Annotated in this window: 27 protein-coding genes; 19 read left to right on the top strand and 8 right to left on the bottom strand. The window is 53.2% G+C overall.

Annotated elements, in window-relative coordinates; translation table 11 throughout:
• Positions 1–429: 429 nt before the first annotated feature.
• The 3 genes from ABVN44_RS14750 to tctD form a co-directional block, all read right to left on the bottom strand.
• Positions 430–1,443 carry a HoxN/HupN/NixA family nickel/cobalt transporter gene (locus ABVN44_RS14750; protein WP_001059351.1) on the bottom strand — a complete coding sequence of 338 codons (1,014 nt, stop codon included), beginning with the start codon at positions 1,441–1,443 and terminating at the stop codon, positions 430–432.
• A 131-nt stretch (positions 1,444–1,574) separates the two neighbouring features.
• The gene (locus ABVN44_RS14745; protein WP_023231814.1) at positions 1,575–2,990 is read right to left on the bottom strand and encodes a sensor histidine kinase; all 1,416 of its coding nucleotides are present in this window, start codon (positions 2,988–2,990) and stop codon (positions 1,575–1,577) included.
• Positions 2,977–3,651 (bottom strand): transcriptional regulator TctD, encoded by a 675-nt coding sequence (gene tctD / locus ABVN44_RS14740; protein WP_001237934.1) that lies wholly within the window; start codon positions 3,649–3,651, stop codon positions 2,977–2,979. The genes ABVN44_RS14745 and tctD overlap by 14 nt, the downstream gene beginning before the upstream one ends.
• Positions 3,652–3,805: 154 nt before the next feature.
• Between tctD and ABVN44_RS14735 the strand changes: the two genes are divergently transcribed.
• From ABVN44_RS14735 to csiR, 9 genes are all read left to right on the top strand, one after another.
• Positions 3,806–4,783 carry a tripartite tricarboxylate transporter substrate binding protein gene (locus tag ABVN44_RS14735; protein WP_000744413.1) on the top strand — a complete coding sequence of 326 codons (978 nt, stop codon included), beginning with the start codon at positions 3,806–3,808 and terminating at the stop codon, positions 4,781–4,783.
• 11 nt (positions 4,784–4,794) lie between these two features.
• Positions 4,795–5,229 carry a tripartite tricarboxylate transporter TctB family protein gene (locus tag ABVN44_RS14730; RefSeq protein WP_001574835.1) on the top strand — a complete coding sequence of 145 codons (435 nt, stop codon included), beginning with the start codon at positions 4,795–4,797 and terminating at the stop codon, positions 5,227–5,229.
• Between the two features lie 10 nt (positions 5,230–5,239).
• Positions 5,240–6,754 (top strand): tripartite tricarboxylate transporter permease, encoded by a 1,515-nt coding sequence (locus ABVN44_RS14725; protein ID WP_000382034.1) that lies wholly within the window; start codon positions 5,240–5,242, stop codon positions 6,752–6,754.
• 302 nt (positions 6,755–7,056) lie between these two features.
• Positions 7,057–8,034: a glutarate dioxygenase GlaH gene (gene glaH, locus ABVN44_RS14720; protein WP_000993100.1), complete on the top strand. Its 978-nt coding sequence runs from the start codon at positions 7,057–7,059 to the stop codon at positions 8,032–8,034.
• 25 nt (positions 8,035–8,059) lie between these two features.
• Positions 8,060–9,328: an L-2-hydroxyglutarate oxidase gene (gene lhgO / locus ABVN44_RS14715; protein ID WP_023212485.1), complete on the top strand. Its 1,269-nt coding sequence runs from the start codon at positions 8,060–8,062 to the stop codon at positions 9,326–9,328.
• A gap of 21 nt (positions 9,329–9,349) precedes the next feature.
• Positions 9,350–10,798, top strand: a complete 1,449-nt coding sequence (gene gabD / locus ABVN44_RS14710) for an NADP-dependent succinate-semialdehyde dehydrogenase (RefSeq protein ID WP_001176532.1) — start codon at positions 9,350–9,352, stop codon at positions 10,796–10,798.
• Positions 10,799–10,812: 14 nt separating this feature from the next.
• A complete protein-coding gene (gabT, locus tag ABVN44_RS14705) occupies positions 10,813–12,096 on the top strand; it encodes a 4-aminobutyrate--2-oxoglutarate transaminase (protein ID WP_131045316.1) in 1,284 nt (427 codons plus the stop codon).
• 129 nt (positions 12,097–12,225) lie between these two features.
• Positions 12,226–13,626, top strand: coding sequence for a GABA permease (gabP, locus tag ABVN44_RS14700; protein WP_000531282.1), 1,401 nt, complete (start codon positions 12,226–12,228; stop codon positions 13,624–13,626).
• 41 nt (positions 13,627–13,667) lie between these two features.
• On the top strand, positions 13,668–14,345 hold the full coding sequence (gene csiR / locus ABVN44_RS14695) for a DNA-binding transcriptional regulator CsiR (RefSeq protein WP_000126152.1): 678 nt from the start codon (positions 13,668–13,670) through the stop codon (positions 14,343–14,345).
• Positions 14,346–14,366: 21 nt separating this feature from the next.
• Here the strand turns inward: csiR and lysM are convergent, their stop codons facing one another.
• Entirely contained in the window at positions 14,367–14,816 is a 450-nt protein-coding gene (lysM, locus tag ABVN44_RS14690) for a peptidoglycan-binding protein LysM (RefSeq protein ID WP_000522406.1), read from the bottom strand.
• Between the two features lie 99 nt (positions 14,817–14,915).
• Positions 14,916–15,074 (bottom strand): YqaE/Pmp3 family membrane protein, encoded by a 159-nt coding sequence (locus tag ABVN44_RS14685; RefSeq protein WP_000508175.1) that lies wholly within the window; start codon positions 15,072–15,074, stop codon positions 14,916–14,918.
• A 182-nt stretch (positions 15,075–15,256) separates the two neighbouring features.
• Here ABVN44_RS14685 and ABVN44_RS14680 point away from each other — a divergent pair, with 182 nt between their 5' ends.
• The 3 genes from ABVN44_RS14680 (at position 15,257) to ABVN44_RS14670 (ending at position 16,351) form a co-directional block, all read left to right on the top strand.
• Positions 15,257–15,556, top strand: coding sequence for a helix-turn-helix transcriptional regulator (locus tag ABVN44_RS14680; RefSeq protein ID WP_000137432.1), 300 nt, complete (start codon positions 15,257–15,259; stop codon positions 15,554–15,556).
• Between the two features lie 9 nt (positions 15,557–15,565).
• Positions 15,566–16,093, top strand: coding sequence for a rhodanese family protein (locus tag ABVN44_RS14675; protein ID WP_001607345.1), 528 nt, complete (start codon positions 15,566–15,568; stop codon positions 16,091–16,093).
• A 78-nt stretch (positions 16,094–16,171) separates the two neighbouring features.
• On the top strand, positions 16,172–16,351 hold the full coding sequence (locus ABVN44_RS14670) for a hypothetical protein (RefSeq protein ID WP_001650453.1): 180 nt from the start codon (positions 16,172–16,174) through the stop codon (positions 16,349–16,351).
• Between the two features lie 89 nt (positions 16,352–16,440).
• Here the strand turns inward: ABVN44_RS14670 and stpA are convergent, their stop codons facing one another.
• Positions 16,441–16,842: a DNA-binding protein StpA gene (gene stpA, locus ABVN44_RS14665; RefSeq protein ID WP_001051100.1), complete on the bottom strand. Its 402-nt coding sequence runs from the start codon at positions 16,840–16,842 to the stop codon at positions 16,441–16,443.
• Between the two features lie 898 nt (positions 16,843–17,740).
• Here stpA and alaE point away from each other — a divergent pair.
• Positions 17,741–18,190, top strand: a complete 450-nt coding sequence (alaE, locus tag ABVN44_RS14660) for an L-alanine exporter AlaE (protein WP_000492669.1) — start codon at positions 17,741–17,743, stop codon at positions 18,188–18,190.
• Positions 18,191–18,224: 34 nt separating this feature from the next.
• On the opposite strand, the gene ABVN44_RS14655 is transcribed toward alaE, so the two are convergent.
• A complete protein-coding gene (locus tag ABVN44_RS14655) occupies positions 18,225–18,575 on the bottom strand; it encodes a DUF2002 family protein (RefSeq protein WP_000281304.1) in 351 nt (116 codons plus the stop codon).
• A 161-nt stretch (positions 18,576–18,736) separates the two neighbouring features.
• Between ABVN44_RS14655 and ABVN44_RS14650 the strand changes: the two genes are divergently transcribed.
• Positions 18,737–19,063, top strand: coding sequence for a DUF883 domain-containing protein (locus tag ABVN44_RS14650; RefSeq protein ID WP_023231813.1), 327 nt, complete (start codon positions 18,737–18,739; stop codon positions 19,061–19,063).
• 83 nt (positions 19,064–19,146) lie between these two features.
• Here ABVN44_RS14650 and ABVN44_RS14645 read toward each other — a convergent pair whose 3' ends face one another.
• On the bottom strand, positions 19,147–20,481 hold the full coding sequence (locus ABVN44_RS14645; RefSeq protein WP_001138466.1) for a PLP-dependent aminotransferase family protein: 1,335 nt from the start codon (positions 20,479–20,481) through the stop codon (positions 19,147–19,149).
• Between the two features lie 88 nt (positions 20,482–20,569).
• Here ABVN44_RS14645 and ABVN44_RS14640 point away from each other — a divergent pair, with 88 nt between their 5' ends.
• The 5 genes from ABVN44_RS14640 to nrdF all read left to right on the top strand — a co-directional run bounded on the left by ABVN44_RS14640 (position 20,570) and on the right by nrdF (position 25,012).
• Positions 20,570–21,001 (top strand): carboxymuconolactone decarboxylase family protein, encoded by a 432-nt coding sequence (locus tag ABVN44_RS14640; protein WP_000209808.1) that lies wholly within the window; start codon positions 20,570–20,572, stop codon positions 20,999–21,001.
• A gap of 271 nt (positions 21,002–21,272) precedes the next feature.
• Positions 21,273–21,518, top strand: coding sequence for a glutaredoxin-like protein NrdH (gene nrdH / locus ABVN44_RS14635; RefSeq protein ID WP_000028870.1), 246 nt, complete (start codon positions 21,273–21,275; stop codon positions 21,516–21,518).
• Positions 21,515–21,925, top strand: a complete 411-nt coding sequence (nrdI, locus tag ABVN44_RS14630) for a class Ib ribonucleoside-diphosphate reductase assembly flavoprotein NrdI (protein WP_001275401.1) — start codon at positions 21,515–21,517, stop codon at positions 21,923–21,925. Before nrdH ends, nrdI begins: the two co-directional genes overlap by 4 nt.
• Positions 21,898–24,042 carry a class 1b ribonucleoside-diphosphate reductase subunit alpha gene (gene nrdE, locus ABVN44_RS14625; protein ID WP_024148457.1) on the top strand — a complete coding sequence of 715 codons (2,145 nt, stop codon included), beginning with the start codon at positions 21,898–21,900 and terminating at the stop codon, positions 24,040–24,042. Before nrdI ends, nrdE begins: the two co-directional genes overlap by 28 nt.
• 10 nt (positions 24,043–24,052) lie before the next feature.
• Positions 24,053–25,012, top strand: coding sequence for a class 1b ribonucleoside-diphosphate reductase subunit beta (gene nrdF, locus ABVN44_RS14620; RefSeq protein ID WP_000777901.1), 960 nt, complete (start codon positions 24,053–24,055; stop codon positions 25,010–25,012).
• Positions 25,013–25,094: the final 82 nt, after the last annotated feature.

Below are 25,094 nucleotides of genomic sequence, written 5' to 3'. Positions count from 1 at the left end.
TTCTGGCCTGGCATACCGTCAGTAGATTAAAGGTGTAGCCTTGCTTTATGGCATTACAAAAATGTGGGTGAGGTCTATGCTCAATGTATACGTTATTTGTAACAACGCTCTTGTGCATAAACAATACGTTATTGCCAACAGCACTGAACGGGTACAGTGGTTCTTGCTGACAACAGGCTTAAAGATCGCCTTAACACGGGATACCTGATAACTGGATTATATTATGACACATGCAGACTGGCTGATTCTTGGGTATACAACTGTTATTATTATTTTTGGTATTGTATGTTATATCGGATTGCTTAAATTGATAACGAAAGGCAAGCATGAAAAATAACGCGCTTACCGGGAAGAATATACTCTCAGGAGATAAAATGCTTCGGCAATGATATGACACCACTGCCGAAATGCTATTTTTACAGAAATCAATCAGGTATTGAGGGTGATTTTATCATAGCCGCGCCAGCGATAATTCAACAACGAGAGCAGCCAGAATAGCACGAAAGCGCCCACTACCCAGAAGCCCACATTCCCCATATGATCGTTAAGCGTGCTTACGGTCTGCCAAAATGTTCCGCTTAACTGTAACGCATCATCAATCAACCCCAGCGCCTCAAGCCCGCCAATCGCCAGCGCGACAATGACGGATGCGGCGGTAATGGTCATATTATAATAAAGCTTACGTAATGGATGCGAGAAAGCCCAACCGTAAGCGCCGACCATGACAAAGTTATCTAGGGAATCCACCAGCGCCATCCCGGCGGTAAACAGCACAGGAAAAATCATCATCGACCAGAGAGATAGCCCCTGGTTGGCTGCTGAAGCGGAAATGCCCAGCAACCCAACCTCGGTTGCGGTATCAAATCCCAGACCAAACAGAAAACCGACAAAATACATATGCCAACTGGAAGTGACTAAACGAAACGTACGCTGAAATATACGCGTCATCAGCCCGCCAGGTATCGCCTCGTCATGCGCCCTCACTGACTCGCCGCGGGTAACCGAGCGAAATTGCCGCCAGACGTTGAACAAAATAAACAGGTTAAGCAGGGCCATCGCCAGCAGAAAAAAAGCGGAAACAGCCGTACCGATCAATGAACCATATTGATGCAAAACATCAATACGATCGCGAAATGCCATCGACGTCACAACAATCGCCAGACATGCCAGAACGACAATGGTCGAATGACCCAATGAAAAAAATGCCCCCACGCCTAAAGGCGTTTTACCCTGCTGCATCAGTTTACGGGTGACAGTATCGATGGCTGCGATATGATCGGCATCAACCGCATGACGCAGCCCAAAGCTATACGCCAGTATGGCTGCGCTTAGCATGACGGCATGGTGATGAAAAACACAGAACGCCCAAATCCAGGCCAGGATGTTAACCCCAACAAGAAAGACGGTTAATGCTATTCCCCGTCGTTTAGTATGATTATTCATGCCCCTGCACCCACTATATTTTAATTAACGCTACGGTTTGTAGGGGGAATGTATGATCATTTGATTAAAACGTCACACCTCAAGATGCGACTTTTTGTAAACGTGCTTTACCGCTGACACATTTGTGCGCATTACTGCGGAACAAGGCTTAAAAAGCGTATCCGAACGTATAACCCTCCCAACGCTTCACTACGGGAAAAATGGGGATGAGTACGGTGCAGGCGTGCGATATCATTGACCAAAGCCAGACCAATGCCCGCCCCGGCCACATTTCCTACGTTATCGAGCCGGTGGAACGGCTGTAGCGCCAGATGGATGTGTTCATCATCAATGCCGGGGCCGCTATCTTCGACAACCAGCGTCACGGCATCGCCATCCCGTTCAAGCCGCGCGGTGACGATGCCTTGCTCAGGCGTGTATTTCAGCGCATTATCCAGCAAGTTTCCGCACAGCTCGCTAAGCAGTACCTCATCCCCCTCGATCCACATCGCTTCCTGTTCGCCTTCGTAGCCCAGGTCGATATGTTTACTCCGTGCCTGCGCCAGGCGGGTAAAACAGCCGCTCTGTACGATATCGTACAGATTCACCGGGGAAAAACGCCGCTCGCCCTGCTCTTTATGCTTTACCGCAGAAAGTTGCAACAATCTTTCCGTGAGCTGAATGGTGCTATCCAGCGTTACGCTCATCGCCTGCAGACTTTCGTACCAGTGATGAGGGTGCCGGCTGGCTAACGCCACCGCCGCCTGCGTTTTTAACACCGCCAGCGGCGTTTTTAACTGGTGAGAAGCATCAGCGCTAAAGCGTTCCTGCCGGGAAAGGATACCGCGGAGCCTGTCAATGTAGCGATTAAACGCCACGATTAACAAGCGTGTTTCCGACCACGGCAGCAGTTCCGGCAGCGGCGTTAACAGACCCGGTTCGCGGCGTACCATTAATGATGAAAGTTGACGCATAGGGCGCAGGATCCGGCGTAATAACCAGCCAACCAGCACCAGGGTCAGCAACACCAGCAGCCCCTGTGAGATCCAGGAAGAGAACAGCAGTTGGCCCGCCAGATAACGACGGGACTGCAGCGTCTCTGCGACATAAATCTCCGCCATGCCGATAATGCCGCCTTCGTTGACCGGCTGTAGCAAACGCGCCACGCGGATCGCCTCGCCGCGATACTCGGTATGATAGAACCACGCCAGCGCCGGATAAAGCCGGGTACGGGGCGTAGCGGGCGGCATGACGGGCAGATCGTCATAACCGGAAATGACCTTTCCGGAAGGGTCGACGACTTTGTAATAGAGTCGATCATTCATATTAAGCTCGAAGCTATCCAGCACCACCCAGGGCACGTTAACTTCCAGATGGTTATTGCGTACCACCAGCCGTTCCGATACCGTTCGCGCCGAGGAGAGCAACGTACGATCATAAGCCTGAGTGGCGGCCTGTAGCGCATTGACATAGCTGTTAAACGCCGACAGCCCCCATAGCAGAATCAGCGGCAACCCCAGGAACAGCAAGAGTTGCAGGTACAACGATTGCGGCTTAACCCACTTCATCGCCGCGCTCCAGCACATAACCCAGGCCGCGCAGCGTCGTAATTCGTACATCGCTTCCCTGGAGTTTTTTACGCAGTCGATGAATATAAAGTTCGATGCTTTCAGGGCTTACCTCATCGTTCAGGCTGAACACCTGTTCAAAAAGCTGCTGACGCGAAACCGGCCGCGTTCGTCGGTACATCAATACGGTTAAGAGCGCCTGCTCACGCGGCGTCAGCGCTAACGGTTGTCCCTGTAACAGAAAATACCCTTCATCATGAAAGATCAATTCCCCCAGTTGCTGAACTTCATGGACCTGCCCAGCGCTGCGTCGCAGCAAGGCCCGTAAACGGGCATCCAGTTCTTCCAGTTCAAAGGGTTTCGGCAGATAGTCATCGGCGCCGACGTTGAGACCTTTTACGCGATCCGCCACCGCGCTTCGCGCCGTGAGCAGCAAAACGGGCAAGGTCTGACCGCGTTTACGCAGCCGTTGCACCACCTCCAGTCCATCCATTCCCGGCATATTGATATCCAGCACCGCCAGCGCGTACATTTCACTGTGCAGAAGATGGTCAGCCGCCAGGCCGTCAAATACGCAGTCCACGGCAAAGCCGTTTTGCACCAGCGCTTTCTCCAGCCAGTGAGCCAGCTCACGGTTATCTTCCGCCAATAAGAGACGCATATCACATCCTGTAAAGTTTCTGCCGCATTGAAAGGGAATTGAAAGGTTATTGTTTTAACAATCACGCAACCGAACTGCTACATGTCGGCTCACATAATCACAAAAATCTTCTTCCGAACCTGAAAAATCCGGACGTCCGGCGTGAGGATAAAAAATGAAAAAACAATTACTTCGTACCCTTACTGCAAGCATTTTATTAATGAGTACCTCTGTTCTGGCGCAGGAGGCGCCGTCGCGAACGGAATGTATCGCACCAGCCAAACCTGGCGGCGGTTTCGACCTCACCTGTAAGCTGATTCAGGTGAGTTTGCTGGAGACTGGCGCTATCGAGAAACCCATGCGGGTAACGTATATGCCCGGCGGCGTCGGCGCTGTGGCCTATAACGCGATAGTCGCCCAACGCCCTGGCGAACCCGGGACTGTGGTCGCCTTTTCCGGCGGTTCGCTGCTCAACCTGTCGCAGGGGAAATTTGGTCGCTACGGCGTGGATGATGTGCGCTGGCTGGCAAGCGTGGGCACTGATTACGGCATGATCGCCGTGCGTGCGGATTCCCCGTGGAAGACGCTGAAAGATCTGATGACGGCGATGGAAAAAGATCCCAACAGCGTGGTCATTGGCGCTGGCGCCTCTATTGGCAGCCAGGACTGGATGAAGTCGGCGTTGCTGGCGCAAAAGGCGAACGTCGACCCGCACAAGATGCGCTACGTTGCCTTTGAGGGCGGCGGCGAGCCGGTGACGGCATTAATGGGCAACCATGTTCAGGTTGTCTCCGGCGATCTCAGTGAAATGGTGCCTTATCTGGGCGGCGACAAAATCCGCGTGCTTGCCGTCTTTTCAGAAAATCGTCTGCCGGGCCAGCTTGCCAATATCCCTACCGCTAAAGAACAGGGCTACGACCTGGTGTGGCCGATTATTCGCGGCTTCTACGTCGGGCCCAAAGTCAGCGATGCCGATTACCAGTGGTGGGTGGATACCTTCAAGAAGCTCCAGCAAACCGACGAGTTTAAAAAGCAGCGCGATCTGCGCGGCCTGTTTGAGTTCGACATGACCGGCCAGCAGCTCGATGACTACGTGAAAAAACAGGTTACTGATTACCGTGAACAGGCGAAAGCCTTCGGACTCGCGAAATAATCGCGGAGGCAATGATGAGCGATCGTATCTTTGCGGGTATCTGGCTGTTGCTCTGTATCGCCGGGCTATTCATCGCCTGGCAGATCCAAAGCGAATACAGCTATGAACCCGTCGGCCCCCGCCCTTTTCCGCTGGGGATTATCGGCCTGATGGCGCTCTGCGCGCTGGCGCTGTTATTGCGCCATCCCGACACGGTGAGCTGGCCGCGCCGTCATGTTCTGCAAAAGCTAATTACCATGATCATCATCCTGCTGATGTATGCCTGGGGATTCGAATGGCTGGGTTTTCCCATCGCCACCGCGCTTCTCACCATGGTTATCGGGATGCTGTTCGGCGCCACGATTCCGGCGGCGGGTATCTCCGGCGCGGTATTAGGTATTCTGCTGTGGTATGCCTTTGACCGGCTGCTTGATGTCACCTTACCTCTCGGCGCCTGGCTGAGTTAACGGAGCAACGATGGATACCTGGATATATCTTTCTCAGGGTTTTGCGGTGGCGATGACGCCGGAAAACCTGGTTATCGCGTTGATTGGCTGCTTCGTGGGCACGATCGTCGGTCTGCTGCCGGGCCTGGGACCGATCAACGGCGTGGCAATCTTACTGCCGCTGGCCTTTGCGTTGCATCTGCCTGCGGAGTCGGCGCTAATTCTGCTGGCGACGGTGTACATTGGCTGTGAGTATGGCGGCAGGATCTCCTCCATATTGCTCAACGTCCCCGGCGATGCGGCGGCGATCATGACGGCGCTGGACGGTTACCCAATGGCGCAGCAAGGGAAAGGCGGCGTAGCGCTGTCGATTTCCGCAGTCAGCTCATTTTTCGGTTCATTAATCGCTATCGGCGGCATCATTCTGTTCGCCCCTTTACTGGCGCAATGGTCGCTGGCCTTTGGTCCTGCGGAATATTTCGCCTTAATGGTTTTTGCCATCGCCTGTCTTGGCAGCATGATGGCGCAAAACCCGCTTAAATCATTTCTGGCAGCGCTGATCGGTCTTGGCCTTGCGACCGTCGGCGTCGACGCCAACACCGGGGTTTATCGCTTTACCTTTGACAGCGTTCATCTTTCCGACGGCGTACAGTTTATCGTCGTGGTGATCGGCCTGTTCTCGGTATCAGAAATACTTTTAATGCTGGAACATACCAGCAGCGGGCAAACAATGGTCCGCAAAACGGGTCGAATGTTGTTCAACCTGAAAGAAGGCGCGCAGTGTATCGGCACCACCCTGCGTTCTTCGGTAATCGGCTTTTTTGTCGGCGTATTGCCCGGCGCCGGGGCGACCATCGCCAGCGCCATTACCTATATGACCGAGAAAAAACTCAGCGGCAACAGCGATAGCTTCGGCAAAGGGGATATTCGCGGCGTCGCGGCGCCGGAGGCGGCAAACAACGCCTCTGCCTGCGGCTCCTTCATCCCGATGCTGACGCTGGGCGTTCCCGGTTCCGGCACTACGGCAGTGATGATGGGGGCGCTGACGCTGTACAACATCACGCCAGGCCCGGCGATGTTCACCGAACAGCCGGATATCGTCTGGGGACTCATCGCTGCGCTGCTGATTGCGAACGTGATGCTGCTGATCATGAATATCCCGTTGATCGGTCTGTTCACCCGTATGCTCACCATTCCGCTGTGGTTCCTGGTACCCGCCATCGCTGCCGTATCGGCGGTAGGGGTGTATGCGGTACACAGCACCACCTTCGATCTGGTGCTGATGGTCGCGCTCGGCGTGTTAGGGTACATTTTACGTAAAATGCACTTCCCCATGTCGCCGCTGATCCTGGGATTCGTACTGGGGGAAATGCTGGAGCAGAACCTGCGTCGCGCACTCTCCATCAGTAACGGCAATATGGCGATTTTGTGGCAAAGCGGCGTTGCCAAAGCCCTGCTGATCATGGCGATCATGGTCATTGTCGTACCGCCAGTGTTACGTCTGATCCGTAAACACAGCCGTAAACCGCAGGTTGACGCCGGTTAATTGACTGCTGAAATACGTTGTACTTGTCCGGCCTACGCGCTCATGTGCCAGGCCGGGCAACCCCGCCAGCATCACTCTTTCCATAACTCGCTCATTTTATACCCCTTCTTGCCGTTGTCAGGCTCGTGGCGCCGTTAACCTCACCTTTCGCATTGTTAAATATTTGTTGTTTTTGATCACAATAATTAAACAAAAGCGGTTATTTCATACGCGTTCCTGGAAAATGTCGATATTTTTAATTTATGGCTACGAAATGAGCATCGCCATGTCTCCCTGACCATCTACCGAGAGGAATGATTCTGATGAATGCACTGACTGCCGTAAAAGCGAACACAGATGATTTAGCCCAACGCCATACTGGTTTCACTCTTGCCCCTTCGGCGCAGTCGCCGCGCCTGCTGGCGTTAACGTTTACGGCGGATACCACAAGACAATTTCTCCACCAGGTTGCGCAGTGGCCGGTGCAGGCGCTGGAATACAAATCTTTCTTACGTTTTAAAATCGGCAAGATCCTCGACGATCTGTGCGGCAATCAGCTACAACCGCTGTTGATCAAAACGCTCCTCAACCGTGCACAAGGCGCGCTGTTGATCAGCGCCGAAGGGATCGATGATGTCGCACAGGCAGAAGAGATGGTCAAACTGGCGACGGCGGTGGCGCATCTTATTGGTCGCTCCAACTACGATGCGATGAGCGGCCAGTATTACGCGCGTTTCGTGGTCAAAAACGTCGACAACTCCGACAGTTATCTGCGCCAGCCCCACCGCGTAATGGAACTGCACAATGACGGTACCTATGTTGAGGAGGTGACCGACTACGTGCTGATGATGAAAATCGACGAACAAAATATGGAAGGCGGTAATTCGCTGCTGCTGCACCTTGATGACTGGGAACATCTGGAGTCGTTTTTTACCCATCCGCTGGCGCGTCGCGTCATGCGCTGGGCGGCGCCGCCAAGCAAGAATGTTAGCCATGACGTCTGGCACCCGGTGTTTGATGTCGACCAACAAGGCCGCCCGGTCATGCGTTATATCGACCAGTTCGTCCAGCCAAAAGACTTTGAAGAAGGCGTCTGGCTCAGCGAGCTTTCAGACGCGCTGGAAACCAGTCAAAACATCCTCTCCGTGCCGGTACCGGTCGGCAAATTCCTGCTGATTAACAATCTGTTCTGGCTACATGGACGCGATCGTTTTACGCCGCATCCTGACTTGCGTCGCGAGCTGATGCGCCAGCGAGGTTACTTCGCCTACGCCGCCAGCCATTATCAAACTCACCAATAAGCGCCACGGCGAAGGAATTACGCGGATGTATGATTTTGTGATTATCGGCGGCGGCATTATCGGCATGTCGACCGCCATGCAACTTATTGATGTCTACCCGGATGCGCGCATCGCGTTGCTGGAAAAAGAGTCCGCGCCAGCCTGCCACCAGACCGGGCATAACAGCGGCGTGATCCATGCCGGGGTGTACTACACGCCCGGCAGCCTCAAAGCGCGGTTTTGTCTGGCGGGCAATCAGGCGACCAAAACCTTTTGCGATCAAAACAACATCCGCTACGACACCTGCGGCAAAATGTTGGTCGCCACCTCGGAGCTGGAAATGGCGCGGATGCGCGCGCTATGGGAGCGGACGGCGGCCAACGGCTTAGAGCGCGAGTGGTTAAGCGCGGCGGAGCTGCGTGAACGCGAACCCAATATCATTGGCCTGGGCGGGATTTTTGTCCCTTCCAGCGGGATTGTCAGCTATCGCGATGTCGCGACGGCCATGGCGAACCGCTTTCAGGCCAAAGGCGGCGAGATCATCTACCATGCCGAGGTCAGCGCGCTAACAGAACATGCCGCTGGCGTTGTCATTCGCACCTCGCAAGGTCGGGAAATCGAAACCGCTACGCTTATCGGCTGTGCAGGACTGATGGCGGATCGGCTGGTCAAAATGCTGGGCGTGGAGCCCGGTTTTATTATCTGCCCTTTCCGCGGCGAGTACTTTCGTCTGGCCCCGCGACACAACCGGATCGTTAACCATTTGATCTACCCGATCCCCGATCCGGCAATGCCGTTTCTCGGCGTCCATCTTACCCGCATGATCGACGGCAGCGTTACGGTCGGGCCGAATGCGGTGCTGGCGCTTAAACGCGAAGGCTACCGTAAGCGCGACGTTTCCTTCACCGACACCCTGGAGATTTTCCGCTCCGCCGGCATTCGCCGCGTACTGCAAAACCATCTGCTTTCCGGACTGGGCGAGATGAAAAACTCGCTATGCAAAAGCGGCTATTTGCGGCGAGTACAAAAGTATTGCCCCAGCCTGACCGTCAACGATCTCCAGCCCTGGCCGGCAGGCGTGCGGGCGCAGGCGGTTTCACCGGACGGCAAACTGATTGATGATTTTCTGTTTGTCACGACGCCGCGTTCCATTCACACCTGTAACGCCCCCTCCCCGGCGGCGACATCCGCGATACCTATCGGCGCGCATATCGTCAGCAAAGTTCAGGCGCTACGCGAAAGCCAGAGCAACCCCGGACGTACGCTGCGTGCGGCACGCAGCGTGGACGCACTACACGCCGCATTTACCCGTTAACCCTTCAGACAGGAAGCAATTATGCAACTTAACGACTCTACCCTGTTCCGCCAGCAGGCCTTTATCGATGGCGACTGGCGCGATGCGCGCGGCGGCGATGTCATCCCCGTGAGCAACCCCGCCAACGGGAAACCGCTTGGCAATGTGCCCAAAATGGGGGCGGAAGAGACGCGCGACGCCATCAACGCCGCCAATCGCGCCCTGCCCGCCTGGCGCGCGCTCACCGCCAAAGAGCGAGCCAATATCCTGCGTCGCTGGTTCAATCTGATGATGGAACATCAGGACGATTTGGCGCGTCTGATGACGCTGGAACAGGGCAAACCGCTGGCGGAAGCGAAAGGCGAAATTAGCTACGCCGCCTCGTTTATTGAATGGTTCGCCGAAGAGGGGAAGCGTATCTATGGCGACACGATTCCAGGTCATCAGGCCGATAAACGGCTGCTGGTGATTAAACAGCCCATCGGCGTCACCGCCGCGATTACCCCGTGGAACTTTCCCTCGGCAATGATCACCCGTAAAGCCGGCCCCGCGCTGGCCGCAGGCTGCACGATGGTACTCAAACCCGCCAGCCAGACGCCGTTTTCCGCGCTGGCGCTGGCGGAACTGGCCCGGCGCGCCGGAATTCCCGCAGGCGTATTTAACGTCGTTACCGGTTCGGCAGGCGATATCGGCGGCGAGCTGACCAGCAACCCGCTGGTACGCAAACTGTCGTTTACCGGCTCGACGGAGATTGGCCGCCAGCTAATGGAACAATGCGCCAAAGACATTAAAAAAGTGTCGCTGGAGTTGGGCGGCAATGCGCCGTTTATCGTCTTTGACGATGCCGATCTGGATAAAGCCGTCGAAGGCGCGCTGGCTTCGAAGTTTCGCAACGCCGGGCAGACCTGTGTCTGCGCCAATAGATTGTATGTTCAGGACGGCGTTTACGATCGTTTTGCGGAAAAACTCAACCAGGCGGTAAATAAGCTCGCGGTCGGCGACGGCCTGCAAGCCGACGTCGCTATCGGGCCGCTGATTGATGAAAAAGCCGTGGCGAAAGTCCAGGAGCATATCGCCGACGCGCTGGAAAAAGGCGCCCGCGTCATTACGGGCGGTGAAGCGCACAAATTGGGCGGCAACTTCTTTCAACCGACCATTCTGGCGGATGTCCCTGATAACGCGAAAGTCGCCAAAGAAGAGACATTCGGGCCGCTCGCGCCTCTGTTCCGCTTCAGCGACGAGGCGGATGTCATCAGGCAGGCTAACGATACCGAGTTCGGCCTGGCAGCCTATTTTTATGCACGCGATTTAAGCCGCGTTTTCCGCGTCGGCGAAGCGCTGGAATACGGCATCGTCGGTATTAATACCGGCATTATCTCCAACGAAGTCGCGCCTTTCGGCGGTATTAAGGCCTCCGGATTAGGCCGTGAAGGTTCCAAATACGGCATCGAAGATTATTTAGAAATCAAATATATGTGCATCGGCCTTTAACAGGAGAGTCGCTAATGAATACCAATAACGCTTTAATGCAGCGCCGTCATAACGCCGTTCCTCGCGGCGTGGGGCAGATTCACCCGATTTTCGCCGAGCGGGCGGAAAATTGTCGGGTCTGGGATGTCGAAGGCCGTGAGTATCTCGATTTCGCGGGCGGCATTGCCGTCCTGAACACCGGTCATTTACATCCGGGCATTGTTTCAGCGGTCGAAGCGCAGTTGAAGAAATTGTCGCATACCTGTTTTCAGGTGCTGGCCTATGAACCGTACCTGGCGTTGTGCGAACGCATGAACCAGAAGGTACCGGGCGATTTCGCCAAAAAAACGTTGCTGGTCACGACCGGTTCAGAAGCGGTTGAAAACGCGGTGAAAATCGCCCGCGCGGCGACAAAACGCAGCGGCGCTATCGCGTTTAGCGGCGCTTACCACGGTCGTACCCACTACACGCTCTCTCTGACCGGGAAAGTACACCCGTACTCTGCTGGAATGGGATTGATGCCAGGCCATGTCTACCGCGCGCTTTATCCTTGCCCGCTACACAACATCAGCGACGACGACGCGATCGCCAGCATTGAACGCATCTTTAAAAATGATGCCGCGCCGGAAGATATCGCCGCCATTATTATTGAGCCGGTACAGGGCGAAGGCGGATTTTACGCTGCCTCTCCCGCGTTTATGCAGCGACTGCGCGCGCTATGCGACCAACACGGCATTATGTTGATTGCCGACGAAGTGCAAAGCGGCGCGGGCCGGACCGGTACGCTGTTCGCCATGGAACAGATGGGCGTTGCGGCAGATATTACCACGTTTGCGAAATCGATCGCTGGCGGCTTTCCGCTGGCAGGCGTTACCGGCCGGGCAGACGTGATGGACGCTATCGCGCCGGGCGGGCTGGGCGGCACCTATGCCGGAAACCCGATTGCCTGCGCCGCCGCGCTGGCGGTACTGGACATTTTCGAGCAGGAAAATTTACTGCAAAAGGCAAATACGCTTGGCAAAACGCTGCGCGATGGCCTGATGGAGATAGCGGAAACGCACCGTGAGATTGGCGACGTGCGCGGACTGGGCGCCATGATCGCCATTGAGTTGTTTGAAAATGGCGCCCCCGGCAAACCGAACGCGACTCTGACCGCCGACATTGTGGCCCGCGCCCGCGAGAAAGGGTTAATTCTGCTCTCCTGCGGTCCTTACTACAACATCTTGCGCATCCTCGTTCCACTCACTATTGAGGCCTCGCAGATTCGGCAAGGCCTGGAGATTATCGCCCAGTGCTTTGATGAGGCGAAACAAGCGTAATGTCCAATAAGCAGCGTCGGATGGCGACGTAACTGTCTTATCCGGCCTACAAAAACCGTTTCGATTGTAGGCCGAATAAGCCAGGCGCCATCCGGTAAACGAGCGCAATAACAATAAAGAGGTTTTAGGATGGGGCAATTGTCAGAATCACATGCATTAGGGGGCGGGCTGAAATCACGCCACGTCACCATGTTATCGATCGCCGGCGTCATCGGCGCCAGCCTGTTTGTCGGTTCCAGCGTGGCGATTGCGGAGGCCGGCCCTGCGGTACTGCTGGCCTATCTGTTCGCAGGACTTTTAGTCGTCATGATTATGCGAATGCTGGCTGAAATGGCCGTCGCCACGCCGGATACCGGTTCTTTTTCCACCTATGCGGATAAAGCGATCGGCCCCTGGGCCGGGTATACCATCGGCTGGTTATACTGGTGGTTTTGGGTACTGGTTATTCCGCTGGAGGCCAATATTGCCGCCATTATTCTGAATTCATGGATACCGGGTATTCCGGTGTGGCTATTTTCATTAGTGATTACGCTTGCCTTAACCGGAAGCAATTTATTGAGCGTCAAAAATTACGGCGAGTTCGAATTCTGGCTGGCGCTATGTAAAGTAATTGCCATTCTGGCGTTTATCGCGCTGGGCGCGACGGCGATTAGCGGTTTTTATCCGTATGCCGAGGTAAGCGGTATCTCCCGGCTCTGGGATCACGGCGGTTTTATGCCTAACGGCTTCGGCGCGGTGTTAAGCGCCATGTTGATCACCATGTTCTCTTTTATGGGCGCGGAAATCGTCACTATTGCTGCCGCGGAATCCGATACGCCGGATAAACATATCGTACGCGCCACCAATTCTGTTATCTGGCGAATTTCCATCTTTTACCTGTGTTCCATTTTTGTGGTGGTGGCGCTGATCCCGTGGAATATGCCGGGTCTGAAAAGCGTAGGTTCGTACCGTTCGGTACTGGAGCTGCTTCATATTCCGCACGCAAAATTCATTATGGACTGCGTGATTTTATTGTCGGTGACCAGTTGTCTGAACTCCGCATTATATACCGCCTCCCGGATGCTCTATTCCCTTAGCCGCCGCGGCGATGCGCCTGCGATAATGGGAAAAACTAACCGTAGCAAAACGCCCTGGGTGGCGGTTCTCCTCTCTACCGGCGCGGCGTTTTTAACCGTTATCGTCAATTATTACGCCCCGGCAAAAGTGTTTAAATTTCTTATCGACAGTTCTGGCGCCATCGCGCTGCTGGTCTATCTGGTGATTGCGATTTCGCAATTGCGAATGCGTAAAATTCTGCTGGCGCAGGGCGGAGAAATTAAGCTGAAAATGTGGCTTTATCCGTGGCTCACCTGGCTGGTTATCGGCTTTATCTGCTTTGTCCTGGTGGTGATGCTATTTCGACCGGCACAGCAATTAGAAGTCATTTCGACGGGGCTGTTAGGGCTGGGCATAATAGGTACTGTCCCCATTATGTCTCGCTGGAAAAAACTGATAAGGTGGCAAAAAGCCCCCCTGCAAAACCTACGTTAGTTATTCCCGGCGTCAGCCGGGAAGCTTCTCAGGAGTAAAAGATGACCGCCCTTTCCCAACCGACGGCCATAGATGGCTATCGCTGGCTTAAAAATGACATTATTCGCGGCACTTATCAGCCGGATGAGAAACTGCGGATGAGTTTATTAACCGCCCGCTATGCGCTCGGCGTAGGGCCGCTGCGTGAGGCGCTGTCGCAACTGGTGGCGGAACGGCTGGTCACCGTGGTGAATCAAAAAGGCTATCGCGTGGCATCCATGTCAGAGGCGGAACTCCTCGATATTTTTGACGCGCGCGCCAATATGGAAGCGATGCTGGTACGCCTGGCGATTGAACGCGGCGATGATGCGTGGGAGGCGGAGATCCTGGCGCGAGCGCATATGCTCAGTAAACTGGAAGCCAGCGATGCCAGTGAACATATGCTCGATGAATGGGACCAGCGCCACCAGGCGTTCCATTCCGCCATTGTCGCCGGGTGCGGCTCCCACTATCTGCTACAGATGCGCGAACGCTTATTTGACCTGGCGGCCCGCTACCGCTTTATTTGGTTACGTGAAACCGTTCTGTCCGTCGAGATGCTGGAAGATAAACATATCCAGCATCACACGCTAACCGAAGCGATACTGGCGCGCGAGGCGGCACGCGCCAGCGAATTAATGCGTCAGCATTTGCTGACGCCGATTCCCATTATTCGCCAGGCGATGGCAGGAAAAATGTAGCCAGGCGCGGCTTGATAGCCATTATTCTTCAGGAATACGCAACACTTGTCCCGGATATATTTTTTCCGGGCTTTTCAGCATCGGTTTATTTGCCTCGAAGATTTTATTATACAGATTGGCGTTACCATACACTTGCTTTGAAATAGCGCTCAGGGTGTCGCCTGATTTTACGGTATAAAACTGACTTTCAGCCGCTGGCGTCGTGGTTTTAACCTGATCGTCAACGCTGCTAATCCCGGCGATATTCCCCACGGCAACCAGAATTTTTTCTTTTGCCTCCTGACTCAGCCCATCCCCCGTCACTGTCGCTTTTCCATCCGCAATTTGCACATTCACTTTATCAGCGTCGGGTATTCCCGTTTTATTTAAATGTTCCTGGACTTTTTTCGCCTGATCGTCCTTATCATGATTAGCGGTTACCGCGTCCCAGAGTTTTTCACCTGCATCTTTTACAAAATTGAAAAGTCCCATATTCACCTCGCTTGTCAAAAATACACACAAAGAAAAGTGTAGCAGAGGGAATGAGGTTATCCTGATAAGCGGCGCTTATGCGCCGCCGGTGGCCGGTAATTAATGACGCATCTGAACCCAAAATGCGTGGATAAGCCCCGGAATATATCCGAGTAATGTCAGCAGGATATTAAGGATAAATGCCCAACCGAACCCTTTTCCTAAAAGTACGCCGAGCGGAGGCAAAATAATCGTAAATACAATTCTCCAGAAACCCATATACACTCCATACAAGCAAAATTAGTCATTGTTTAAAAAGAGATTTTATCTCTAAGCATAGTCAGTTTACCTGAGCCTGCCAGTCGCGCGCCGCGCTTTTACCCTCCTTTACGCTTTTTACGCTGGCATCAGGTTGATGTTTATTTTAGAATTAACTAAATTTAGAAAATACTTAAATAACTATGACAGAGCTTGAACAACTTCAGGCCAGCGCAGAACAGGCGGCGGCCCTGCTCAAAGCGATGAGCCACCCAAAAAGATTACTGATTTTATGTATGCTTTGCGGTTCGCCAAAAACCAGCGCAGGCGAACTGGCGCGCATTACCGGGCTAAGCCCCTCCGCGACGTCGCAACATCTGGCGCGGATGCGGGAAGAAGGGCTGATTGATAGTCAACGCGATGCCCAGCGCATTCACTATTTCATTAAAAATGAGGCGGTTAATACGATTATCGCCACGTTAAAGAATCTCTATTGTCCATAAGGAGGCACGATGTCCATTGGGATAGTTTCCCCCCGTGAGGCGCAAGCGCTGATAGCGCAAGGCGCGAAACTGATTGATGTGCGCGACGCCGATGAATATCTGCGCGAGCATATTCCACATGCGCAACTGGCGCCGCTTTCCCGGCTTGAACAGGGCGATTTGCCCGCCAACCTGCGAGCGGAACAGATTATTTTTCACTGTCAGTCAGGTAAACGAACCAGCAGCAATGCAGCAAAACTACAGGCCATTGCCGCCCCTGCTCAGGTCAGTCTACTGGAAGGCGGCATCGACGGATGGAAAGCGGCAGGATTGCCCGTCACAGAAGACAAATCGCAACCGTTGCCACTGATGCGTCAGGTGCAAATCGCCGCCGGCGGGTTGACGTTGCTTGGGGTGATTCTGGGCTATACGGTCCACGGCGGCTTTTTCCTCATTAGCGGTTTTGTCGGGGCCGGGTTAATGCTGGCAGGCATGACCGGCTTCTGCGGAATGGCGCGACTACTGGAAAAAATGCCCTGGAATAGCCGTACTCATTAAGCGATACCTTCACCACGCGTCGGTAAGTGTGTAGTAGACTGAAGGCGGGTTTATAGCATTGTTCAACAGGAGGGCGTGATGTTCACACCAGGCGATATCGTACAGCCCCGAATGGGTGGGCCGAAACTGAAAGTGATTGAAGTCAACGAGGATCATATTGTCGCGGTACAGGTCGGTAATGAGCCGGGCGAAAAATTGCTCCTCAAAGCGGCAGATGTCACCCCCTATTGCGAAGAGGGCGATTTTGGCGTGTGCTGATTTATCAGAATGAGCATGGCGCAACGTTCCCTGAGTCCCGGTTAATAGAGACAGGAAACGAAGCGCCATCTGTTAAAGGTTATCCGTGATTAGATTAAGAAATCATCCAGAGATTTCCCCGCCGCCAGCGCCTGGGCAATCGGTTTAGGCGTACGACCTTGTCCGGTCCAGGTTTTTTCTTCGCCATTGAAATCAGTAAAACGATATTTTGCCGGACGCGGCTGGCGCTTTTTAGCAGAACGCGGCATTGCTGAATCCATGGCAAATAACTCTTCCGGGTTAATACCGTCTGCTTTCATCAGCTCCAGAAAGGCATTAATTTTCTCCTGCTTCTCGGCAAGCTGGCGTTGCTGCAATTCTTCTTCTTCGCGTCTTTCTTTAGTGACAACCCTGAATTTTTCGAGCATTTCTTCAAGAACGTCAATGGAGAATTCGCGAGCCATAGCGCGCAGCGTGCGGATATTATTTAAGTTCTGTAACATCAAATTCATATCAATAAAAACCTTTTAACGCAGAAAACAAAAACTATTACAGGCGGTATTGTATGCGATTATTGATTATATTTCCAGATCCTAAAGTTCATACAGATATACTCAGTATAACTCGATTAATTATATTAATCTGTTAACCAGAAGGTTATATTCATTACCCCCTGTGTGTTTCAGGTTATTCTGCCTACGGTATATCTGTAGGTTTCCCGTTCGGCTGTTTATACCCTTCATTCTTCAAGTTGCTTATGTGTTGGCTACGGATTACCCGGCTCATCCATGGGCCTCGCCCTGACGGGTCGTCGCACGCGACGTTCAAATCTGCTCCCGGCAGATTTGTCGCTCCCCACAGTCACATCGTTATCTATACTCCTGGGGACTCACTCCCTTGCCGCCTTTAAGCAACTCGAAATCCATAGCGTATATAGCGTATTGCGTATCTCAGTAACCACGGTGACCCTCACGGTGGCTGACCTTATACAGAAGTGAATATTTCAGCACAATAAGAGATTAACCATTCAAAAATCATCATCAGAGCTTTATGCTAAAAATCAGCCTGCAATAGCTATAATTATGCTGAGAAAAGTAGAGCGCGTGCCGTTAGCCGAGAATACATCGCATCTGACAACATTTGGAATGTGGCTGAAAATCGCCAGAAAAACAATGCATTATAATGCATTGATTTAAAAGTAATTAATAACTAACAACAACGAAAATCTCGCCGCGAGTAAAAAACACACAACCACAGAGTATTTTATCGACAAAAAGTCTATAAATAAAAATATTGCACTAGTTGATAGTTATTATATAGGGATATACTCTATGCAAAGACAAAAGTGCTTTATGATTTCACTACCAACCATCACCTCATTCTGATTGATACACTACAAGGAGCATTAACATGTTCTCTCCACAGTCACGCTTGCGTCATGCCGTAGCAGACACGTTTGCGATGGTTGTTTACTGTTCTGTTGTGAACATGTTGATCGAGATATTCCTCTCCGGAATGAGCTTTGAGCAGTCGCTTTCTTCCAGGCTGGTAGCGATACCTGTCAACATTTTGATTGCATGGCCATACGGCGTTTACCGCGATCTGATTATGCGCGTCGCGCGTAAGGCAAGCCCGGCGGGATGGGCCAAAAACCTGGCGGATGTATTGGCTTATGTCACCTTTCAGTCACCCGTTTATATTATCATCTTGCTGACCGTCGGCGCCGGCTGGCATCAGATAGTGGCCGCCGTGAGTTCAAACATTGTTGTTTCAATGTTAATGGGCGCGGTTTATGGCTACTTCCTGGATTATTGTCGCCGCCTGTTTAAAGTGAGCAGCTATCATCAGGCTAAGGCGTAAGTTAACGTCGCGACTGGCATTGCCAGTCGCGCTTTTAGTCGCTTTTTTCGTCGCCAAAAAGCCCGTTCAGATAACGTTCTAACGCTATTCGGGAGCTAAAGCCGTGGGGAATACCGTAATGTTCGTGGGTCTCGCCGCCTAAATAGAGCGGAAAATTTTGGTAGTGATCGCAGGTTTTAATATCCGAAGCCGGGTCAGCCAGTGATGAGCTACGGTCTTTTAATCTGGGGTGAATGATCAGCGCGGTACGCCCCATACGCGCCTCGCGGTTAACATAAACATAATTCTCGCCGCGTCGATAACCATACGTCTTATTCGTCACCACATCGACGGTAAACCCTGCCTTTTCCAGTACCCGCGCCACCTCGTCAGGTCGTAAATACATATTTTATCCTCATTCTCTTGTACTGCGGGCTTACCTTACCCGATAGCGCGTTATCAACGCTTTCAGAAAAGTCCAGAAACGCATGATATCGCCGTAACAAGCCTCAGCAGGTAAAAATATGAACTACACTGAAAGCTACATCGAAATCAATGGAGGATCATATGCTTAACAAACCGAACCGAAACGACGTCGATGATGGTGTTCAGGATATTCAGAATGATGTCAATCGATTAGCCGACAGTCTGGAAGATGTCCTTAAATCCTGGGGAAGCGATGCGAAAGACGAAGCCGAGGCTGCGCGACGTAAAGCACAGTCGTTGCTGAAAGAGACCCGGGCGCGGATGCAGGGTCGTACTCGCGTAAAACAAGCCGCCTGTGATGCGATGGGGTGCGCGGATACGTTTGTGCGTGAAAAACCCTGGTGTAGCGTAGGAACCGCCGCAGCGGTAGGGATTTTTATCGGGGCGCTGCTTAGCCTGCGTCGCTAACGACGTGCGCTGCCGGATGGCGACATACTTTATTGGGCCTGCATCATTGCCGCAGGCCCAGGTCGCGCCATTCGGCGAAACGGTTACTGTATCGCCTGTCGAAGCTGCCATGCGACCTGTTTCGCCATGCCAGCGGAAGTAATATTGGTAAACGACAGTAAAATGCCCCCCTTTCCTGACGAAACCACTCGCCAACGGCTTAGCGCCTGTACCGCCAGTCCGGCCTGATTCGCTTTTGCTACCTGCGCTTTATCATCACCTTCAACCTCAATAACCAATTGAATACCGCCTTTCTGTAATGTCACGACAAATCCCTGTTCTGCCAGCGCCTCTTCAATCCATAACCGTCGCTGAGCATAATGTTGGCGCATCTTTTTCAGATGCCGCCAGAAATGGCCATCACGGATAAAATCAGCCAGCGTGTGCTGCCATAACAACGGTACGCTACAGGGCATCAGCGACGCCTGCTGGCGGAAATGCTCAATCTGCTTTATCGGCACCACCAGCCAGGCGGTACGTAATGCCGGAAAGAGCGACTTACTGAACGTTCCGGCGTAAATCACTCGCTGCGGGGCATCCAGACTCTTGAGCGGCGGAAGCGGTTTACCGTGATAACGAAATTCGCTGTCGTAATCATCTTCAATAATCCAGGCCTGCACATTCGCCGCCCATGCCAGAAGTTGCCGTCGGCGAGTTAACGACAGCGCCACCCCCAACGGACTTTGATGGGCGGGCGTCACCAATGCAAAGCGCCCCTGCGGGCAATCCCGCATCCCCGCCGCGACATTCAGCCCATCGGCATCGACCGGAATCGGCGCCAGCGTAATCCCCTCCTGCGTTATCACCGGGCGAATTAACGGAAAGCCGGGATCTTCCACCCACATGCTGTCTCCCGGCACAGACAATGTACGCAGGATTAGCCGCATAGAATCCGCATAACCCGAGGTAATAAATACCTGTTCCGGCAGACATTCAATGCTACGCGAAACCCGCAGGTAATCGACTATTGCCTGGCGCAAAATCGCCTCGCCGCAGACGTCGCCTAATGCCAGATCGAAGCGCGTCTGCGTGCGCAACCGACGCCCCATTACTCGCGCCCACTTCTCGCGTGGAAAGAGATCCAGCGCCGGTAACCCCATCTGAAAGGGTTTCGGTTCCGGACTTTCTCCGGCAAAAACAGCGGGTATCGGCGGCGCCGTCTCAAACCGTAGAGCGTTGCTCACAAACGTGCCTGCCTGGCCACGTCGCTCCAGCCAGCCCTGCGCCACCAGCTCGCCATAGGCATTTTCCACCGTGGCGCGAGAAACGCCCAGTTCCTGCGCCCACGTCCGACTGGAAGGCAAACGCGTTCCGGGCGCGAGTTCTCCTTGCTCAATGGCCGTTTTTAACTGACGAGCGATGTGCTGATAGCGCGGCATATGGTCTGCTTTTTCTGTAAAAATATGGCCCTCTTTTACAGACCATTATAGTGCTACAGTGCTCGTCATCAACACGAGGAGAAACATGATGACGACGTTACGCCAACCCTATTATGAACTGAGCCCGGAGGTTTACAGCGCTCTGGTGCAGGCGAAAAACGCGCTGGAAAAGAGCACGCTTGACCTCACTCTGATGGAGCTGATTTACCTGCGTGTTTCGCAAATAAATGGCTGTGCATTTTGCCTGGAGATGCACAGTAAAGCGCTGCGTAAGGCTGGCGTAAATCAAGCTAAATTAGATGCGCTGGCAGGATGGCGGGTAAGCCACCATTTCAGCGAGCAAGAGTGCGCGGCGTTAGCCTGGGCGGAATCGGTGACGCACATTGCTGAAACCCACGCCGAAGATAATGTTTACCTGCCGCTGCTCGATCATTTCAGCGCGCGTCAAATCAGCGATCTGACCTTCGCCATCGGTTTAATGAACTGCTTTAACCGTCTGGCGATTGGTATGCGAATGTGACGCATTGTTGCCGGATGGCGCGGATGTCAGCCAACTCTGTTATGCGTGAACCTGCAGGCCGGATCGGGCGTTCACGCCGCCATCCGGCAAAAATTAGCCATGCCGCCCCTACCCCGCTGCGTTCATCAGCGACGTTAAAATCAATCGAAAATTCCCATATCTTGTATGGTTGAATCTTAATTCAACTACATCTAGTATTTCCTGTATCAACACACGACAATCCGACGCGTTTCATCGCGCCGTTTTCTCATTTTAAATGGAAATACGAATCATGAGCATTACTATTTACACTCGCAATAACTGTGTTCAGTGCCACGCCACAAAGCGGGCGATGGAAAGCCGTGGATTTGAATTTGAGATGGTGAACGTCGATCTGGTGCCGGATGCAGCGGATACGCTCCGGGCGCAAGGATTTCGTCAATTACCGGTGGTGATGGCGGGCGATTTGAGCTGGTCTGGCTTCCGCCCGGACATGATTAACCGTCTGCACCCGACACCCCACGCGGCAAACGCATGAGCGCGCTCGTCTACTTCTCCAGCAGCTCTGAAAATACGCACCGTTTTATGCAGCGTCTGGGGCTGCCTGCCACGCGTATTCCGCTCAATGAACGGGAGCGAATTCAGGTAGACGAACCGTACATTCTGGTTGTGCCGTCATACGGCGGCGGCGGGATGGCCGGTGCGGTGCCGCGACAGGTGATCCGCTTTTTAAATGATGAACACAACCGGGCGCGCATTCGCGGCGTCATTGCCTCCGGTAATCGCAATTTCGGCGATGCCTGGGGATGCGCTGGCGATGTGATAGCACAAAAATGCGGCGTACCCTGGCTGTACCGCTTTGAGCTCATGGGCACACAACGCGACATCGATAACGTCCGAAAAGGAGTAAATGAATTTTGGCAACAACTACCCCGGAGCGCGTAATGCAGGAAACCATGGATTACCACGCCCTGAACGCGATGCTGAATCTTTATGATAAAGCAGGCCATATTCAGTTCGACAAGGACCAGCAGGCGATCGACGCCTTCTTTGCCGCCCACGTCCGCCCGCATTCCGTGACGTTTGCCAGCCAGCATGAACGTCTGGAGACGCTGGTTCGGGAAGGGTATTACGATGACGCCGTCCTCGCGTGTTACGACCGCGCCTTCGTCCTCCGCCTGTTCGAGCACGCCCACGCCAGCGGCTTTCGCTTCCAGACGTTTCTTGGCGCCTGGAAGTTCTATACCAGTTACACGCTGAAAACCTTCGACGGCAAACGTTATCTGGAACACTTTGAAGATCGGGTGACAATGGTGGCGTTGACGCTGGCGCAGGGTGACGAAACGCTGGCCACCCAACTGACCGATGAAATGCTTTCTGGTCGCTTTCAGCCCGCCACCCCGACTTTTTTAAATTGCGGCAAACAGCAGCGTGGGGAACTGGTCTCCTGCTTCCTGCTCCGTATCGAAGACAATATGGAGTCGATCGGGCGGGCGGTGAATTCGGCTCTACAACTCTCCAAACGCGGCGGCGGCGTCGCGTTTTTACTCTCCAATCTGCGCGAGGCGGGCGCGCCGATCAAACGCATTGAGAATCAGTCTTCCGGCGTGATCCCGGTGATGAAAATGCTGGAAGACGCGTTTTCGTATGCCAACCAGCTTGGCGCGCGCCAGGGGGCCGGCGCGGTTTATCTCCATGCGCACCACCCGGATATTCTGCGTTTTCTGGATACCAAACGGGAAAACGCTGACGAAAAAATCCGGATCAAAACGCTCTCTCTCGGCGTGGTGATCCCGGATATCACCTTCCGGCTGGCGAAAGAAAACGCGAAAATGGCGCTCTTTTCGCCCTATGACGTACAACGACGCTACGGCAAACCGTTTGGCGATATCGCCATTAGCGAACGGTACGATGAATTAATTGCCGATCCGCACGTGCGTAAAACCTATATTAACGCCCGTGACTTTTTTCAAACACTGGCGGAAATTCAGTTCGAATCCGGGTATCCCTACATCATGTTTGAAGATACGGTAAACCGCGCGAATCCCATTGCTGGGCGCATTAATATGAGCAACCTGTGCTCGGAAATTTTACAGGTCAATAGCGCCTCCCGTTACGACGATAACCTTGACTATACCCACATCGGGCATGACATTTCCTGCAATCTCGGCTCGCTGAATATCGCTCACGTCATGGATTCACCGGACATTGGTCGTACCGTAGAAACCGCTATTCGCGGCCTGACGGCGGTGTCGGACATGAGCCATATACGCAGCGTACCCTCAATAGCCGCCGGTAATGCCGCCTCTCATGCCATCGGTCTGGGCCAGATGAATCTGCATGGCTATCTGGCGAGAGAAGGCATTGCCTACGGTTCGCCGGAGGCGTTGGATTTCACCAATCTCTATTTTTACACCATTACCTGGCATGCCGTGCATACTTCAATGCGGCTGGCCCGCGAACGCGGCAAAACCTTCGCCGGATTTGCGCAGTCGCGTTATGCCAGCGGCGACTATTTTACGCAGTATTTACAGGACGACTGGCAACCGAAAACAGCGAAAGTCAGGGCGCTATTTGCCCGCAGCGGCATTACCCTGCCCACACGAGAAATGTGGCTAAAGCTGCGCGACGATGTGATGCGCTATGGCATCTATAACCAAAATTTGCAGGCGGTGCCGCCGACCGGTTCGATTTCTTACATTAATCATGCGACCTCCAGCATTCATCCGATTGTGGCCAAAATTGAGATTCGCAAAGAGGGCAAAACCGGGCGTGTGTATTACCCCGCGCCGTTTATGACCAATGAAAATCTGGACATGTATCAGGATGCTTACGATATCGGTCCGGAAAAAATTATTGATACCTATGCCGAGGCCACGCGCCACGTCGATCAAGGACTGTCGCTCACCCTGTTTTTCCCCGATACCGCCACGACCCGCGATATCAACAAGGCGCAGATCTATGCCTGGCGAAAAGGTATTAAGTCACTGTATTACATCCGGCTTCGCCAGTTGGCGCTGGAAGGTACTGAAATTGAAGGCTGCGTATCCTGCGCGCTATAAGGAAAGCCATATGAAATTATCTCGTATTAGCGCCATCAACTGGAACAAGATCCAGGACGACAAAGATCTGGAGGTGTGGAACCGGCTGACCAGTAACTTCTGGCTGCCGGAAAAAGTGCCGTTATCGAATGATATTCCGGCCTGGCAGACGCTGAGCGCCGCCGAACAGCAGCTCACCATTCGCGTGTTTACGGGACTTACGCTGCTCGACACTATCCAGAACATCGCAGGCGCGCCGTCGTTAATGGCAGATGCCATCACGCCGCATGAAGAGGCCGTGCTGTCGAACATCAGCTTTATGGAAGCGGTACACGCCCGCTCTTACAGTTCTATTTTTTCCACGCTGTGCCAGACGAAAGAGGTTGATGCCGCCTACGCCTGGAGCGAAGAAAACCCGCCGCTACAGCGTAAGGCGCAGATTATTTTGGCTCATTACGTCAGCGATGAACCGCTAAAGAAAAAGATTGCCAGCGTCTTTTTAGAGTCTTTTCTGTTCTATTCCGGCTTCTGGCTGCCGATGTATTTCTCCAGCCGCGGTAAGCTCACGAACACTGCCGACCTGATTCGTTTAATCATTCGCGATGAAGCGGTTCACGGTTATTATATTGGCTATAAGTATCAGATAGCGCTACAAAAACTATCGGCAATCGAGCGTGAAGAGTTAAAGCTTTTCGCGCTGGATTTGTTGATGGAACTGTACGACAACGAAATCTGCTACACAGAAGCGTTATATGCGGAAACCGGCTGGGTTAACGACGTCAAAGCCTTCTTGTGCTACAACGCCAATAAAGCCTTAATGAACCTGGGTTATGAGGCGTTATTTCCGCCGGAGATGGCAGACGTGAATCCCGCAATCCTTGCTGCGCTCTCGCCGAATGCCGACGAAAACCATGATTTCTTTTCCGGCTCAGGTTCATCTTATGTGATGGGGAAAACAGTCGAAACCGAAGACGAAGACTGGAATTTTTAACCTTACGGGCATGGGAAATAACGTTACATTTTCCATTCCTTTATTTCAAGCAATACCGGGTTAAATCGCGCAAATATTACAA

It is taken from the genome of Salmonella sp. SJTUF15570, from assembly GCF_043357055.1.
Classification (GTDB): domain Bacteria; phylum Pseudomonadota; class Gammaproteobacteria; order Enterobacterales; family Enterobacteriaceae; genus Salmonella; species Salmonella enterica.
Note: the sequence above shows the minus strand (reverse complement) of the source record. Positions and strands in the feature narration are given on the sequence as shown.